The 15647-nt window shown below is 70.7% G+C and carries 16 protein-coding genes and 2 tRNA genes; 14 read left to right on the plus strand and 4 right to left on the minus strand.

The window, feature by feature from the left end; translation table 11 throughout:
- Positions 1–9 precede the first annotated feature (9 nt).
- From JI751_RS06070 to tig, 3 genes are all read left to right on the plus strand, one after another.
- A tRNA-Gly gene (locus tag JI751_RS06070) sits at positions 10–83 on the plus strand.
- A 46-nt stretch (positions 84–129) separates the two neighbouring features.
- A tRNA-Pro gene (locus JI751_RS06075) sits at positions 130–202 on the plus strand.
- Positions 203–307: 105 nt separating this feature from the next.
- Positions 308–1690: a trigger factor gene (gene tig / locus JI751_RS06080; protein WP_201934778.1), complete on the plus strand. Its 1383-nt coding sequence runs from the start codon at positions 308–310 to the stop codon at positions 1688–1690.
- 70 nt (positions 1691–1760) lie between these two features.
- On the opposite strand, the gene JI751_RS06085 is transcribed toward tig, so the two are convergent.
- Positions 1761–2273 carry a hypothetical protein gene (locus JI751_RS06085; RefSeq protein ID WP_201934780.1) on the minus strand — a complete coding sequence of 171 codons (513 nt, stop codon included), beginning with the start codon at positions 2271–2273 and terminating at the stop codon, positions 1761–1763.
- An 86-nt stretch (positions 2274–2359) separates the two neighbouring features.
- Positions 2360–3529 carry a phosphotransferase gene (locus JI751_RS06090; RefSeq protein WP_201934786.1) on the minus strand — a complete coding sequence of 390 codons (1170 nt, stop codon included), beginning with the start codon at positions 3527–3529 and terminating at the stop codon, positions 2360–2362.
- 24 nt (positions 3530–3553) lie between these two features.
- On the opposite strand from JI751_RS06090, the gene JI751_RS06095 reads away from it, so the two are divergent.
- The 5 genes from JI751_RS06095 (at position 3554) to JI751_RS06115 (ending at position 7657) form a co-directional block, all read left to right on the plus strand.
- On the plus strand, positions 3554–3982 hold the full coding sequence (locus JI751_RS06095; RefSeq protein ID WP_201934787.1) for a MarR family winged helix-turn-helix transcriptional regulator: 429 nt from the start codon (positions 3554–3556) through the stop codon (positions 3980–3982).
- 135 nt (positions 3983–4117) lie between these two features.
- Positions 4118–4723 carry an ATP-dependent Clp protease proteolytic subunit gene (locus JI751_RS06100; RefSeq protein ID WP_201935802.1) on the plus strand — a complete coding sequence of 202 codons (606 nt, stop codon included), beginning with the start codon at positions 4118–4120 and terminating at the stop codon, positions 4721–4723.
- A gap of 3 nt (positions 4724–4726) precedes the next feature.
- On the plus strand, positions 4727–5335 hold the full coding sequence (locus JI751_RS06105) for an ATP-dependent Clp protease proteolytic subunit (RefSeq protein ID WP_129473042.1): 609 nt from the start codon (positions 4727–4729) through the stop codon (positions 5333–5335).
- Between the two features lie 148 nt (positions 5336–5483).
- Positions 5484–6764, plus strand: coding sequence for an ATP-dependent Clp protease ATP-binding subunit ClpX (clpX, locus tag JI751_RS06110; RefSeq protein ID WP_201934788.1), 1281 nt, complete (start codon positions 5484–5486; stop codon positions 6762–6764).
- A gap of 143 nt (positions 6765–6907) precedes the next feature.
- The gene (locus JI751_RS06115; protein WP_201934789.1) at positions 6908–7657 is read left to right on the plus strand and encodes a hypothetical protein; all 750 of its coding nucleotides are present in this window, start codon (positions 6908–6910) and stop codon (positions 7655–7657) included.
- Positions 7658–7877: 220 nt separating this feature from the next.
- Here JI751_RS06115 and valS read toward each other — a convergent pair whose 3' ends face one another.
- Together valS and JI751_RS06125 are read right to left on the minus strand one after the other, a co-directional pair.
- Positions 7878–10508 (minus strand): valine--tRNA ligase, encoded by a 2631-nt coding sequence (gene valS, locus JI751_RS06120; protein ID WP_201934793.1) that lies wholly within the window; start codon positions 10506–10508, stop codon positions 7878–7880.
- Positions 10509–10548: 40 nt separating this feature from the next.
- Positions 10549–10884, minus strand: coding sequence for a hypothetical protein (locus tag JI751_RS06125; RefSeq protein WP_201934794.1), 336 nt, complete (start codon positions 10882–10884; stop codon positions 10549–10551).
- On the opposite strand from JI751_RS06125, the gene JI751_RS21735 reads away from it, so the two are divergent.
- Genes JI751_RS21735 through ndk form a run of 6 tightly spaced genes read left to right on the plus strand, consistent with a single transcriptional unit; the run spans position 10879 to position 15480 of the window.
- Positions 10879–11832 carry a GNAT family N-acetyltransferase gene (locus JI751_RS21735; protein WP_201934796.1) on the plus strand — a complete coding sequence of 318 codons (954 nt, stop codon included), beginning with the start codon at positions 10879–10881 and terminating at the stop codon, positions 11830–11832. The genes JI751_RS06125 and JI751_RS21735 overlap by 6 nt on opposite strands.
- 9 nt (positions 11833–11841) lie before the next feature.
- Positions 11842–12840, plus strand: a complete 999-nt coding sequence (locus tag JI751_RS06135) for a hypothetical protein (protein ID WP_201934797.1) — start codon at positions 11842–11844, stop codon at positions 12838–12840.
- A 20-nt stretch (positions 12841–12860) separates the two neighbouring features.
- On the plus strand, positions 12861–14222 hold the full coding sequence (locus JI751_RS06140; protein ID WP_201934798.1) for a bifunctional folylpolyglutamate synthase/dihydrofolate synthase: 1362 nt from the start codon (positions 12861–12863) through the stop codon (positions 14220–14222).
- Entirely contained in the window at positions 14215–14613 is a 399-nt protein-coding gene (locus JI751_RS06145) for a DUF4233 domain-containing protein (RefSeq protein WP_307813895.1), read from the plus strand. The genes JI751_RS06140 and JI751_RS06145 overlap by 8 nt, the downstream gene beginning before the upstream one ends.
- On the plus strand, positions 14610–15044 hold the full coding sequence (locus JI751_RS06150; RefSeq protein WP_201934799.1) for a GNAT family N-acetyltransferase: 435 nt from the start codon (positions 14610–14612) through the stop codon (positions 15042–15044). Before JI751_RS06145 ends, JI751_RS06150 begins: the two co-directional genes overlap by 4 nt.
- Before the next feature lie 10 nt (positions 15045–15054).
- Positions 15055–15480 (plus strand): nucleoside-diphosphate kinase, encoded by a 426-nt coding sequence (ndk, locus tag JI751_RS06155; protein ID WP_201934801.1) that lies wholly within the window; start codon positions 15055–15057, stop codon positions 15478–15480.
- The last annotated feature ends 167 nt before the right edge of the window (positions 15481–15647 follow it).

A 15647-nucleotide genomic window follows, 5' to 3' on the forward strand; every position in this document is an offset into this window, starting at 1 on the left:
ACGGGGCACGCGGATGTAGCTCAATGGTAGAGCCCCAGTCTTCCAAACTGGCTACGCGGGTTCGATTCCCGTCATCCGCTCCAAGCAGGCCCACGGGTCGCCGCTCCGGCGGCCCTGGGGCCCGTTTGGCGGGGCGTAGCGTAGTGGCTAGCGCGCCTGCTTTGGGAGCAGGAGACCGCAGGTTCGAGTCCTGTCGCCCCGACTGATTCGGCCCCTGCGCGCTGCCTCGATAGACTCTCGTGGTTCGCGTCCGCGCCTTCCCCCTCGCGTGGTCGCCCATCCCCATGACCAGCATCAGGAGACATTTGTGAAGAGCGCCGTCGAGACCTTGAGCCCCACCCGGGCCAAGCTGACCGTCGAGGTGCCCTTCGAGGAGCTCAAGCCGAGCCTCGACGCGGCGTACCAGAAGATCGCGAAGCAGATCAACGTCCCCGGCTTCCGCCGCGGCAAGGTCCCGCCGGCGGTCATCGACCGCCAGGTCGGCCGCGGTCCCGTGCTCGACGAGGCGATCAACGCCGTCGTCCCGCAGCAGTACATGGCTGCCCTGCAGGAGCACGACCTCGAGCCGCTGGCCCAGCCGGAGATCGAGGTGACGAAGTTCGAGGACAACGAGTCGCTCGAGTTCACCGCCGAGGTCGACGTCAAGCCCGACTTCGAGCTGCCGTCCTACGACGGCCTCGAGGCCAGCGTCGAGGACATCGAGATCACCGAGGCCGACGTCGACGAGCAGGTCGAGGCGCTCCGTGAGCGCTTCGGCACCCTGGTCCCCGTCGAGCGCGCGGCCGCCGAGGGCGACTTCGTGACGATCGACCTCCTCGCGGCCTCCGACGGCGAGGCCGTCGAGGGTGGCGAGGTCAGCGGCATGTCCTACAAGGTCGGCCGCGGCGGCATGATCGACGGCCTCGACGAGGCCCTGGTCGGCCTGTCGGCCGGTGAGGACAAGACCTTCGACTCCGAGCTCGTCGGCGGCGACCTGGTGGGCGAGGCCGTGCAGGTCACCGTCAAGGTGACGGCCGTGCAGGAGCAGCAGCTGCCCGAGTACGACGACGAGTTCGCGCAGCTCGCCTCCGAGTTCGACACCGCCGAGGAGCTCACCGCCGACGTGCGCGAGCGCCTCGGCCGCGGCAAGCGCCTCGAGCAGGCCGCCGCCGCGCGCGACGCCGTCCTCGAGGCGCTCCTCGAGAAGGTCGAGATCCCGCTCCCCGAGGTGATGGTCACCGACGAGCTCAACGCTCGTCGCCAGAACGTCGAGCAGCAGCTCGGCTTCGCCGGCATCACCATGGAGAAGTACCTCGAGGACGAGGGCCAGACCCAGGAGGAGTTCGAGGCCGACCTCGAGCGCCGGGTCCGTGACGCCGTCGCCGCCCAGTTCATCCTCGACAAGATCGCGAAGAAGGAGGAGTTCGGCATCGACCAGGCCGAGCTCTCCGAGCACCTCGTGCGTCGTGCCCAGCAGTCCGGGCAGGACCCGCAGGAGTTCGCGAACCACATGTTCGAGCACAACCACATCCCCGAGCTCGTGCAGGAGATCATGCGCGGCAAGGCGCTGGCCCAGATCGTCGAGGCCGCGACCGTCAAGGACGCCTCGGGCAACGTGGTCGAGCTGAAGAACCTCCGTCCCGACGGCACCATCGGCGAGCCGGTCGACGAGGCTGCTGCCGAGGAGATGACGGAGTCGGACGAGGCCTGAGCCTCCCGCTCCACGTGCACGCGACGACCGGCGTCCACCTTCGGGTGGGCGCCGGTCGTTCGTCTGCAGGTCAGCCGATGCTGCTGCCGTAGCGCTCGAGGGAGAGGTCGTTGATCAGCCACTCACCGTCGAGCTCCTCGAGGGTCGCCGTGCCGTCCCAGTGAGACTCCTGCGGCTGTCGCATGTCCAGCTGCAGCTCGCCGTCGATGAGGGTGTAGGTGACGCCAGTGCTCTGGAACGCGAAGTCCACCCGGACCTCCTCGCCGGCCGTGCGCGCGTTCGACAGCTCGACGTCGACGGTCTCGTCGGTGATCCCCGACGGCTGGTCGCTCGTGCTCGCGTCGTACGCCGTGGTGGGGTGGACGTCTCGCGACGTCAGGTACGCGGCCTGCTGGTCGATCTGGACGCGGATCGGGTCCTCTGCCCGCCCCTTCACTGCGAAGAAGGCACGCACGGTCGCCTCCGCGGCCGCGATCGCCGCAAGGTCGTCGGTGGGCTCGGGCGATGCGGCGGTCGTCTCGGACGCCCGAGGGGGAGGCCGCTCGCCGCACGCGACGGCGCCGAGCGCCAGTGCAGCCACCACCGCGCAACGCGCCAGGGCGCTGGGTCGGTTCCCCCTCCGGTCCACACGGCCACGGTAGTGAGCCGCGCGGACGGCGTCAGGGAAACCTAGCGATCAGTGCGCTCGAGCACGTCGAGGGCGTAGCGCGCGATCCGGGAGCGCTGGAGCGCCCAGTCGTGCAGCGCGTCGGTGGGCTCGTCGCCCAGCTGCTCGAGCGGCAGGCTCGGCAGTCCGTTGAACAGCATCAGGCTCACGGCGTGCGCCCGGCGGAGCTCCGCGTCGGCGACCTCGACGCCCTCCGCGGCGAGCCCGTCGGCGTACGCCGTCAGGCAGGCCTCGGCCAGCTCCGGCAGGTCGGTCGCGTCGCGCCGGCCGATCTGGATGTCGCCCACGAGGAGCTGGGACAGGTCGAAGCCGACCGGCTGCGGTCGCCAGAAGCCGAAGTCGATGAGCGTGAATCCGCGGCCGGACGGGTGGCGCAGCAGGTTGTTGGGGCAGGCGTCGCCGTGCGCCGTGCGGTGGGGCATCCGGGCGAACTCCTCGCCGAGGGCGTCGACGTGGTGGGCCACGGCCGTCAGCGGTGTGCGCAGGTCGCCGAAGTGCGGTGCGACGAGCTCGTGCTCCCAGGTGGCGTTGTCGAAGAGCCCGGGGAGCACCGTGTGACCGATGCGGCCCACGACGAAGTACTGGATGTGCCACGGCTGCGGGTCGATCGCGGCCAGCTCGGCGACCCGGCTGCTCCCGGACATCCGGCCCAGCAGGCCGGCGGCCTCGACGTACGTCCCCGCGTCCCAGGGCTCGGGGCTCGCCTCCACCGCCTCCATCCAGACGGTGGCGGTGTCGTCGGGGCGCTCGTCGACCCGTACCGCGCGCGGCATGGAGAGGCCGTCGGGGAGGCGGTCGGCCAGGTCGCGGGCGTAGAGGAGGGGCTCGGACCGCCACGGCACGGATGTGGCCGCCCACTCGCCGATCTCCGGCGGCACGGAGGCGAAGGCGGGGGAGTGGCGCCAGCTGTGCACGCGCTTCACGAACAGCGCGAACCCACGAGGGCCGTCGCCGGCGTCGGCGTGCCCGCGCACCCACGTACGGGCGCCGGTCAGGATCGACGGCACGTGGTAGTCCACGACCTCGGCCCCGGAGTCGAGCAGCTCCACGCCCGGCACGTGCCACAGGTCGGCGACCATCGCGGCCAGCTCGACGTCGCTCACGTCGTCGTCGCCCAGCGCCGCGCGGTCGTGCACCCCGATCACCTGCCCAGTCGTGAAAGTTGCTTTCATGACAGGAAAAGGTAAGTTGCTTTCATGACTCACGTCAAGGGGCGGCTGCCGGCCGTCGAGCCGCACCTCCCGATGCTGATGGGGATGGTGTTCGGCAAGATCCGCTCGCGCCTGTCGGACGAGGCCCCCGAGCTGCGGCCCTCCCAGCTGCGGGTGCTCGAGTGGCTGCCTCCGGAGGGGCTGACGATCAGCGAGCTGGCCGTCTGTGCCGAGATGACCACCCAGGGGTGCGGACAGTTCGTGCGGCAGCTGGAGGGCCTCGGGATGGTCGAGGTCGCGGTGGCCGAGCACGACGCGCGCGCCCGTCGCGTACGCATCACGGAGCGCGGCGGTGACGCGATCCGCCGGGCGGCACGGGTGCTGCAGGCCTGCGACGAGGAGTGGTCCGAGCGCGTCGGACCCGAGCGCTACCGCGTCTTCCGCGAGGTCCTGGCCGAGGTCGCCCTCGACTGAGGCTGCACTCGCCGGACGGTCGCGCACCCGAATCCGCTGTGGGCGAACAGGGCGGGTTGTCGCGTGGAACTGTCCGACCTTCCGGCTAATGTCGCCAGCGTGAACCAGAACTCCAGCCCAGCCCTCTCGCCCGAGATGAACGGCGCCGGTGGGATGTATGGCCTCGACGACCACATCTACCAGCGCCTCCTCCGCGAGCGCATCGTCTTCCTCGGCTCGGAGGTGCGCGACCAGAACGCCAACGCGATCTGCGCCCAGCTCCTGCTGCTCTCCGCCGAGGACCCGGAGGCCGACATCTTCCTCCACATCAACAGCCCCGGCGGATCCGTCGACGCCGGCATGGCGATCTACGACACGATGAACTACATCCCCAACGACGTCGCGACGGTCGGCATGGGGCTCGCCGCCTCGATGGGCCAGTTCCTGCTCTGCGCCGGCACCAAGGGCAAGCGCTACGCCCTCCCGCACGCGCGGATCATGATGCACCAGCCCTCCTCGGGCATGGGCGGCTCGGCCTCGGACATCAAGATCCAGGCCCAGCAGTCGCTCCACATCAAGAAGGTGCTGCTCGACCTGATCGCCGAGCACACCGGCCAGTCCGTCGAGCAGGTCGTCGCCGACGCCGACCGTGACCGGTGGTTCACCGCCGACCAGGCCGTGGACTACGGACTGGTCGACCAGGTCATCACCAGCGCCCGCGAGGCCGCAGACGAGGGCCGTCCGGCCCGGAACAAGGACTGAGACATGAACTACTACATCCCCCAGTGGGAAGAGCGCACCTCCTACGGGTTCCGGCGCATCGACCCCTACGCCAAGCTCTTCGAGGACCGCATCATCTACCTCGGCACGCCGATCAGCGACGACGTGGCCAACGCGGTCATCGCGCAGCTGCTGTGCCTGGAGACGATGAACCCCGACAGCGACATCAGCATCTACATCAACAGCCCCGGCGGCTCGTTCACCGCGCTGACCGCGATCTACGACACGATGCGCTTCATCAAGCCCGCCGTGCAGACCGTGTGCCTGGGCCAGGCCGCCTCGGCCGCCGCGATCCTCCTGGCGAGCGGCGCCAAGGGCAAGCGGATGGCGCTGCCCAACAGCCGCATCCTGATCCACCAGCCCTACACCGAGGGCACGTTCGGCCAGACCTCCGACATCGAGATCCAGGCCAACGAGATCCTCCGGATGCGCGAGCTGCTCGAGCGGATGATCTCCGACTCCAGCGGCAAGGACCTCGACCAGGTGAGCGCCGACATCGAGCGCGACAAGATCCTGACCGCCGAGCAGGCCGTCGAGTACGGCCTCATCGACGCGGTGATCGAGTCCCGCAAGGGCGTTCCCGCGCTCGTCTGACGCACGCAAATCATGACCCGCGACATCTCGTGTCCGGCCCCCGCCCGGGGCCGGCACGGGGTACCGTCGTCGGGCCCCTTGCAAGACCGGACAGTGCAAGGTGTTGAACGCCGGGGCCCCCACCCGGCGAGACTGGAGGACACGACTCGTGGCACGTATCGGTGACGGCGGCGACCTGCTGAAGTGCAACTTCTGTGGCAAGAGCCAGAAGCAGGTCAAGAAGCTCATCGCGGGTCCCAACGTCTACATCTGCGACGAGTGCATCGAGCTCTGCAACGAGATCATCGAGGAGGAGCTCGCCGAGGGTTCGGAGGTCAGCCTCGAGGAGCTGCCCAAGCCCAAGGAGATCTTCGAGTTCCTCAACTCTTACGTCATCGGCCAGGAGCACGCGAAGAAGTCCCTCGCCGTCGCGGTCTACAACCACTACAAGCGTGTCCAGTCGGGTCTCCAGCCGGTCAGCGGCAAGGCCAAGGACGACGTCGTCGAGGTCGCCAAGTCCAACATCCTCGTCATCGGGCCCACGGGGTGCGGCAAGACCTACCTCGCCCAGACGCTCGCCCGGATGCTCAACGTCCCCTTCGCGATCGCCGACGCCACGGCCCTGACCGAGGCCGGCTACGTCGGCGAGGACGTGGAGAACATCCTCCTCAAGCTCATCCAGGCCGCCGACTACGACGTCAAGAAGGCCGAGACCGGCATCATCTACATCGACGAGATCGACAAGGTGGCCCGCAAGTCGGAGAACCCCTCGATCACGCGCGACGTCTCCGGCGAGGGCGTGCAGCAGGCGCTGCTCAAGATGCTGGAGGGCACGACCGCGTCGGTGCCCCCGCAGGGCGGTCGCAAGCACCCGCACCAGGAGTTCATCCAGATCGACACCACCAACATCCTCTTCATCGTGGGTGGTGCCTTCGCCGGGCTCGAGCAGATCATCGAGCAGCGCGTCGGCAAGAAGTCGCTGGGCTTCATGGCAGACGTCCGCGGTGCAGCCGAGCGCGAGGCCGACGACTACCTGGCCCAGGTCCGTCCGGAGGACCTCACCAAGTTCGGCCTGATCCCCGAGTTCATCGGCCGCCTGCCGCTCATCGCGAGCGTGTCCAAGCTCGACCGGGCGGCGCTGGTCCAGATCCTCACCGAGCCGCGCAACGCGCTCGTCAAGCAGTACCAGAAGCTCTTCGACCTCGACGGGGTCGAGCTGGAGTTCACCCCCGACGCCATCGACTCGATCGCCGACGCGGCGCTCGAGCGGGGCACCGGTGCTCGCGGGCTGCGCGCCATCATCGAGGAGGTCCTCCTCTACGTGATGTACGACGTCCCCTCGCGCGGTGACGTGGCGAAGGTGATCGTGACCCGCGAGGTCGTCGAGGACGACGTCGCGCCGACCCTCATCCCGCGCGAGGCCGAGGGTCGCAAGAAGAAGTCCGCCTGACGGTCGGCGCGCCCCCTCGGGCCGGATGGCCCGATCGGACCAGGCCGGTCTAGTCATTTCGGACTATTCCGGACCATCGACCATGATCACGCGTCATGACCCGTCCACACTGACGTCTCGTTCACGTGTGGGAAGGAAACCCTGTGCGGGTTGATCCGAAGCGGCCGCTCCTCGGCTTCGCTCTCGTCGCTGTGCTCTGCGCCGTCCTGATGGCACTCTCGGTCGGTCGGGGCTCGAGCTTCGACTTCCTCCAGCCGGGCAAGCCCATCGCAGCGGCCGTGGGTGGCCACGTCGAGCGAGTGAACACACCCACACCCACACCCACGCCCGACGCTCCCGAGCCGACCGCGGTGGGCGTCCCGGTCGAGCTGAGCACGCAGCTGCTCCCCGTACCCGCGGCCGCATCCGCGAAGACTGCGACGGCGACGGGCACGAAGGCCACGTCCCCGAAGTCCGGCGCCGCGGAGCCCGTGACGTCCACGACGACCACGACGACCGCCGACGCCGACCGGGCGCAGGCGAAGGCGGACCGCAAGACCGACCGGTCGGCCGCTCGCGAAGAGCGCAAGCTGGCCAGGAGCGAGGCCAGGGAGCAGCTCAAGGCCGACCGCCAAGCGGCGAAGGCGGAGCGGCGTGCCGAGAGGACGGCCGCGAAGGCCGAGCGTCGCGCGGCCCAGGCCGCCGAGAAGGCGGCCCGCCACGCCGAGCACGCCGCGGCCAGGGCCGCCCGTGACGCCCAGAGGGCCGCCGACAAGGCCGCCCGAGACGCCCAGACGGCCGCCGACAACGCCGCCAGGGACGCCCAGAAGGCCGCCGACAAGGCCGCCAAGGACGCGGAGAAGGCTGCCGACAAGGCGGCGAAGGACGCCGAGAAGGCCGGCCGCAAGGGCTGACCCCGCCTCATCGGCGGCCTCGTGTCGCGATCCCCGGTTACCCGGGGAAACGTGAGCCTCACCCGCGAAACTTCGCACTGGAACCTCCAGTTTCCCCGGGTAACCGGGGAAACTGACAGCCGCGCGATCCCGGGGCAGCGGTGGCCCACCCACGTCCCGAGGATCAGGAACGTGGCTGGACCACCGCTCGCACGGAGGTCACCCAGGGATCAGGCGCGGGTCAGGACGACGGGGCGTCCTCGACCGGCGCGAGCTCGGCGCTCACGCGGAGCTCGGTGGCCGCGTCGTCGGCGACGAAGTCCAGGGAGCCGACGACGTTGCCGACCGCGCGCAGGTCGTCCTCCGCCCGACGCGCCGCGTCGACCAGGGCGGTCGGGCCGGTGATCTCCACGCGGGAGAGCGGGGCGCGCATCTTGGCCTTGGCCTGCGACTTCGCGCCGCGGATGCCGGTGAGGGCGGCGGCGACGGCGTCGAGGACGAGCGGCTGCGAGGCAGCGGCGGAGCCCAGGTCGGCGGCGGTCGGCCAGGCGGCGTGGTGGATCGAGCCGTCCTGCCACCACGACCAGACCTCCTCAGTCGCGTAGGGCAGGATCGGCGCGAGCAGCCGGAGCTGGACGTGGAGCGCGATCGCCAGCGTGGCCCGGGCCGAGTCGGTGCCGGCCCCGCCCTCGGCGTCGTAGGCCCGCTCCTTGACCAGCTCGAGGTAGTCGTCGCAGAACTCCCAGAAGAACTTCTCGGTCACCTCGAGCGCGGTCGTGTAGTCGTACGCGTCGAACGCCTCGGTCGCCCTGCGGACGACGGTCTCGAGCCGGCCCAGCAGGGCGCAGTCGACGGGGTTGCTGACGGCGCTGGGCGACAGCGTGGTCGCACCGACGTTGCCGAGGACGAACTTGGAGGCGTTGAGGACCTTCATGGCCAGGCGGCGGCCGACCTTCATCTGCGACTCGTCGAACGGCGAGTCCATCCCCGGACGGCCGATGGCGGCGCGCCAGCGGACGGCGTCGGCGCCGTACTTGTCGAGGATGTCGGTCGGGACGACGACGTTGCCCTTGGACTTCGACATCTTCTTGCGGTCCGGGTCGACGATGAAGCCGGAGATCATCGCGTGCGACCACGGCGCGACGCCGTTCTCGAAGTCGGCGCGGACGACGCGCGAGAAGAGCCAGGTGCGGATGATGTCGTGCGCCTGGGTCGCGAGGTCGTAGGGGAAGACCCGCGAGAACAGGTCCTCGTCGGCCTCCCACATCCCCGCGATGTGCGGCGTCAGGGACGAGGTCGCCCAGGTGTCCATCACGTCGGGGTCGCCGATGAAGCCGCCGGGCTTGCCGCGCTGGTCCTCGGTGTAGCCGTGCGGCGCCTGCGTCGACGGGTCGACCGGGAGCTGGTCCTCCGAGGGCATCAGCGGGTGGTCGTGGTCGGGCTCGCCGTCGGCGTCGAGCGGGTACCAGACCGGGAACGGGATGCCGAAGAACCGCTGCCGCGAGATCAGCCAGTCACCGTTGAGGCCGCCGACCCAGTTGTCGTAGCGGTGCTTCATGTGGGTCGGGATCCAGGTGATCTCCTCGCCACGGACCAGCATCTCCTTGCGGAGCTGGGCGTCCCGGCCGCCGTTCTTGATGTACCACTGGCGGGTCGCGACGATCTCGAGCGGCTTGTCGCCCTTCTCGTAGAAGTTCGCCATCCGCTGCGTCGGCTTGGGCTCGCCGTCGAGGTCGCCGGACTCGCGGAGCATGGCGACGATCGCCTCGCGGGCGCTGAAGGTCGTCTTGCCCGCCATCTCGGCGTACGCCGTCGATGCGGCGTCGCTGCCGAGCCACTCGGGCGTCTCGCGGAGCAGTCGCCCGTCCCGGCCGACGACCGTGCGGACCGGGAGGCTGAGCTCGCGCCACCACATGACGTCGGTGAGGTCACCGAACGTGCAGCACATCGCGATGCCCGCGCCCTTGTCGGGCTCGGCCGCCGGGTGGGCGAGGACCGGGATCTCGACGCCGAAGACGGGCGAGGTGACCGTGGTTCCGAAGAGCCCCTGGTAGCGCTCGTCGTCGGGGTGCGCGATGAGCGCGACGACGCTCGGGATCAGCTCGGGGCGGGTGGTCTCGATGTGGATCGGCGAGCCGTCAGGCTGGTGGAACGCGACCCGGTGGTAGGCACCCGGGTAGTCGCGCGCCTCGAGCTCGGCCTGGGCGACGGCGGTCTGGAACGTGACGTCCCAGAGCGTCGGGGCCTCGGAGAGGTAGGCCTCGCCGCGGGCGTAGTTGCGCAGGAACGCACGCTGGCTGACGGTGCGCGAGTGGTCGCCGATCGTCGTGTAGGTCGGGTTCCACTGGACCGACAGGCCGAGCTGGCGCCACAGCGCCTCGAAGGCCTGCTCGTCCTCGACGACGAGCTGCTCGCACAGCTCGATGAAGTTCGGCCGGCTGACCGGGACCTGCTTCTTGGGGTCCGGCTTCTCCGGCGGCGTGAACTCGGCGTCGTAGGGCAACGTCGGGTCGCAGCGCACGCCGAAGTAGTTCTGGACGCGACGCTCGGTCGGCAGGCCGTTGTCGTCCCAGCCGATCGGGTAGAAGACGGCCTTGCCCTGCATCCGCTGGTAGCGCGCGATCAGGTCGGTGTGGCTGTAGGAGTAGACGTGCCCGACGTGCAGCGAGCCGCTGACGGTCGGCGGGGGCGTGTCGATCGAGTAGACGTTCTCCCGCGGCTGCGTACGGTCGAACGCGTAGGTGTCGTTGTCGGCCCACGTGCGCGACCACTTGTCCTCGAGCCCCTCCAGCGCCGGACGCTCGGGTACGACGACAGCACGCTGGTCGGTGCTCGTCGTCTCCGGGGCGTGGGTGTCGGGGTTCTCAGTCATGCAGGAAGTCTATTGACGCGCGTCCTGCCTGCGAAAACGACTAATCTTGAGGAGAGGTGTCTGGCACCACGACCCAGGTATCCGTGCAGTCCTGCGCCTGCTCGAGCGGACGGGTCGCCACCACGGGGCCGTCCTCCGAGCCGGAGTGCGCGACGAGCTCGACGAGGTCGCACTTGTCGACGGTGGGGGCCCGGGCCGTCTCGCCCGGCTCGACGGCGACGCGGTAGCCCTGGCCCGGCTTGTCGGGGTCCTCCACGTAGACGCGTTCGTCCGTGTCGTTCACGACCAGCACCCAGTCGCCCTGGCCCATGTCCTCCTCGCAGGCGCTCAGCAGCGCCGCGGCGGCGACGACGACGGCGACGATAAGGCGGTGCATCACCCCAGCATCGCTGACTACCGTGCCGCCATGGAGCTGGAGTTCTTCGACACCCCGCAGCCCTTCCTCGACGCCGCCGGCGACCTGCTCGCCGCGCAGCCGGTGCTCGGCAGCGTGATCGCCAGCGTCAGCGCGCGGACCGCGCGCGAGATCGCCGACGGGATCGACTCGTGGGCCGAGGTCGACGCGCCGTTCCAGCGCTGGTGGGTGGTCGTCCGCGACGACACCGGCGAGGTGACGAGCGCCGCGATGCGGACTGCTCCGTTCAAGCCGTACCCGACCTTCTCGCTGCCGATGTCCGACCAGGCCGCACGCGCGCTCGCCGGCGCGCTCCACGACCGCGGCGAGCACCTGGGCGGCGCCAACGGTGCGCTGCCGGGCGCCGAGGTCCTCGCCCGCACCGCGGCCGGGCTCGCCGGGGGAGAGATGGTCAGCGACAAGTCGACGCGGCTCTGGGAGTGCACCGCTGTCACCGTCCCTCCGGCACCCGAGGGTCGGCTGCGCCTCGCCACCGAGGACGACGCCGGGCTGGTCCTCGCTTGGTTCACCGCCTTCCACGCCGAGGCGGACGAGCAGGCCGGCCGCGAGCCCGACCCGGGGTCCGGCGAGCACAACACCCTCGACAGTGTCCTGATCCGGATCCGCGAGGGCGTCGAGTGGCTGTGGGAGCTCCCCGACGGGACGGTCGCGCACCTCTCCGGCTCCGGTGTGCCGTCCTACGGCGTCGCGCGCATCGGTCCCGTCTACACGCCCAAGGAGCACCGCGGCGCCGGCATCGCGTCGTACGTCGTCGGGGAGCTGACCCGTCGCGGGCTCGAGGCGGGCACCCGGATGTGCCTGTTCACCGACCAGGCCAACCCGACGTCGAACAAGATCTACGCCGGCCTCGGCTACGAGCCCGTCGTCGACATGGCCGAGCACCTCGTCAGGCTGCCCGCGAGCCCCTAGCCTCCAGGGATGCGCAGGACCCTGCTCCTCACCCTGTCCCTGGTCGTCGCCGCGGTCGCGCTCCCCGCAGGCGCCGTCCCGCAGGTGGACCGGCGCGCCGCTCCGGTCCACGCCGTCGGCGGCTGCCGGGTCTTCCCGGCCGACAACCCGTGGAACAGGCGCATCGACGACCGACCGGTCTTCGCGAGGTCGGCGGCGATCGTGGCGAAGCAGGCCGCCGGGCACGACCTGCACCTCGACCTCGGTACCACGGAGGAGTACTACGGCGTCCCGGTCAACGTCGTCGACGAGGACCAGCCGCTGCTGCCGCTGCAGTTCGGCGTCGACGGTGAGGACTACGCCGACGAGAGCGACCGCGGACCGGTGTTCGTCCCGGCCGACGCCGCGATCGAGGGCGGCAGCACCCGCGACCCCGACCCCGACTCGGGCGACCGGCACGTGATCACCGTCCGCCGCGGCACGTGCGAGCTCATCGAGCTGTACGCCGCCGAGCGGGTGCGCGACTCCTCCGGCACCGTCGTCGCCTGGCGGGCCGCGGCGGCCGCCCGTTGGGACCTGTCCTCCAACAGGCTGCGTCCCGCGCGGTGGACGTCCGCCGACGCCGCCGGACTGCCGATCCTGCCCGGGCTCCTGTCCTACGAGGAGGCGGCCACGGGCCGGATCACCCACGCGCTGCGCTTCACCCTGCCGAGCGCTCGCTCCGCCTTCACGTGGCCGGCCCGCCACTGCGGGCCGAGCGGCAACACCGCCGCGGACCTGCCGGCGTACGGCATGCGCTTCCGGTTGACGAGGTCGTTCAGGGCCGGGCGCTACACCGGTGCGGCGAAGGCGATCGTCGTGGCGATAAAGCGCTACGGGCTCGTCTACGCCGACCAGGGCTCGTCGATGTACGTCACCGGCACCGCCGATCCCCGGTGGGCCGATGCCCTCGACCAGTTCCGCGAGCACCCCCTGGACGGGCGGTCGCTGGAGGTCGTCCAGCCGTGGAAGCGGATCGTGCGGTGCTGACTCCCTAGACTCGGTGCGACATGACTGACGCCCTGCCTGAAGCCCGCCCGGCCGAGTCCTTCGACGAGGTCGAGGACGCCCTGCTCTCGCGCTGGCCGGAGACCAAGCTCGAGCCGAGCCTGGACCGGATCCTCGCCTTCACCGAGCTGCTCGGCGAGCCGCAGCGCTCGTTCCGCTCGGTGCACCTGACCGGCACCAACGGCAAGACCAGCACGAGCCGGATGATCGAGACCCTCCTGCGCGCGCTCGACCTGCGCACCGGTCGCTTCACCTCGCCGCACCTCGAGCGGATGAGCGAGCGGATCAGCGTCGACGGCGAGCCGCTGGACGACGAGGCGTTCGTCCGCGCCTTCAACGACGTCGCGCCCTACACGCACCTCGTCGACACCGAGCAGGAGCACCCGCTCAGCTTCTTCGAGACGATCGTCGGGATGGCGTACGCCGCCTTCGCCGACGCCCCGGTCGACGTCGCCGTGGTCGAGGTCGGGATGGGCGGTGCGTGGGACGCGACCAACGTGATCGACTCCGACGTCGCCGTCGTGCTCCCCATCGCGGTCGACCACGAGAAGTACCTCGGCAGCGATGCGGCCACGATCGCGATCGAGAAGGCCGGGATCATCAAGGCCGGCTCGGTCGCCGTGCTCGCGGAGCAGACCCCGGAGGTCGCGGCGGTGCTGCTCGAGCGCGCCACCGAGGTCGGCGTGACCGTGGCGCGCGAGGGGATGGAGTTCGGCGTCATCTCGCGCACGCCCGCCGTCGGTGGCCAGGTCATCTCGATCCAGGGCCTCCGCGCCACGTACGACGACGTGTTCCTGCCCCTCTACGGCGCCCACCAGGCCCAGAACGCCGCCGTCGCCCTCGCCGCCGTCGAGTCCTTCGGGACCGGCGCGCTCGACGAGGACCTGGTCCGTGCGGCCTTCGCCGAGGTCACCTCGCCGGGTCGGCTCGAGATCATCCGGCGCAGCCCGACGATCGTGCTCGACGCCGCGCACAACCCGCACGGTGCCGAGGCGCTCGCCGCGGCGCTCGAGGACTCCTTCTCCTTCAGCCCGCTCGTGGGAGTGATCGGCGTGATGGAGGACAAGGACTACGAGGGTCTGCTCTCCGCCCTCGAGTCGGTGCTCTCCTACGTCGTCGTCACCCAGAACTCGACGCCGCGCTCGATGTCCGCCGCAGCCCTCGGCCGGGTGGCGACCGAGGTCTTCGGCGAGGACCGGGTCTCCGTCGTGCCGGACCTCGCGGAGGCCATCGACCGCGCCGCCACCCTCGCCGAGGCGCAGGGGGCGATCGAGGTGTCGATCGGCTCCGGGGCCGTCCTCGTGACCGGCTCCGTCGTCACGGTCGGCGAGGCGCGCGCGATGCTCAAGGGCCGGCGTGACTGAGTCGTCCGGCACGCCCGCACCCGCCAACACCGAGCGCTCGCCGCGCCGCGGCATGTGCGCCGCGGTGCTGAGCCTGGAGGCGATCGCCCTCGGCCTCACGACCCCGGTGATGATCACCATCGCCGACGTCGACACCTCGACGGCCGTGTCCATCGGCCTCGGCCTGGCGGTCGTGTGCCTGCTGCTCGCCGGCATGCTCCGCGCCGAGTGGGCCTACGTCGCCGGCTACGTCGTCCAGGTGGCGGCGATCGGCCTGGGCTTCGTGGTCCCCGTGATGTTCGGCCTCGGCGCGATCTTCGCCGCGCTCTGGGCGGGCGCCGACCTGCTCGGCCGCAAGATCGAGCGCGAGCGCGCCGCCGCGTGGGCGGCGTACCGCGCCGAGCAACAGTGACCTTCCGGACCCGGGTGGGCGAGGGCGACCAGGCCCTCGACCAGCGCCTGTCCGACGAGCTCGACGCGTACAACGCGGCGGCGATGTCGCACGCCGGTCCGCAGCGCGAGCTCACGGTGCAGATCGACGACGACGCGGGCCTGGCGGCGGGCATCAGCGGCTGGACGTGGGGAACGGCCGCGGGCATCGCCATGACCTGGGTGCGCGCCGACTGTCGCGGGTCGGGCCTCGGGGCGCAGCTCCTCGCGGCCTTCGAGGCCGAGGCCGCCGCACGAGGCGTGCGGGTCGTCTACGTCACCTCGTTCACCTTCCAGGCGCCCGCCTTCTACGAGCGCCACGGGTACGTCGAGCTCGCCCGCTGGGACGCGCTCCCGGTGGCGGGCGAGGCGGATGTGCACCTGCGCAAGGAGCTCGCCGACCCCGCTCGCTAGGCTTCCGGCCATGACCGACGTCCAGCGTTCCCTCGTCCTCGTCAAGCCCGACGGCGTACGCCGCGGCCTCTCGGGCGAGATCCTGCGCCGGATCGAGGCCAAGGGCTACACGCTCGCGGCCGTCGAGCTGCGCAGCGCCACCCCCGAGATCCTCGCCGCCCACTACGCCGAGCACGAGGGCAAGCCGTTCTACGGCCCGCTCGTCGAGTTCATGCTGTCCGGTCCGGTGCTCGCCGTGGTCATCGAGGGCCAGCGCTGCATCGAGGGCTTCCGCTCCCTCGCCGGCGCCACCGACCCGACCGTCGCCGCCCCCGGCACCATCCGCGGCGACCTCGGTCGCGACTGGGGACTCGCGGTCCAGCAGAACCTTGTGCACGGCTCCGACTCCGAGGAGTCCGCGGCCCGCGAGATCGGGATCTGGTTCCCCGCGCTCTGACCCCCCTGTCGAAGTCCCCGCACGTGTGGGGACTCTGACACCTGGAGGCCTTTGCAACCCCCTCCAAGTGTCAGACTCGCCCTCCCAGTCGGCGACCCACGACGCGCGCCCCTGAGATTGCTGGGACTCATGTGACGCGCGTGTCCTACCGGGAACACCCGTCCGCG

Origin of the sequence: Nocardioides baculatus (assembly GCF_016735675.1) — a bacterium.
Classification (GTDB): domain Bacteria; phylum Actinomycetota; class Actinomycetes; order Propionibacteriales; family Nocardioidaceae; genus Nocardioides; species Nocardioides baculatus.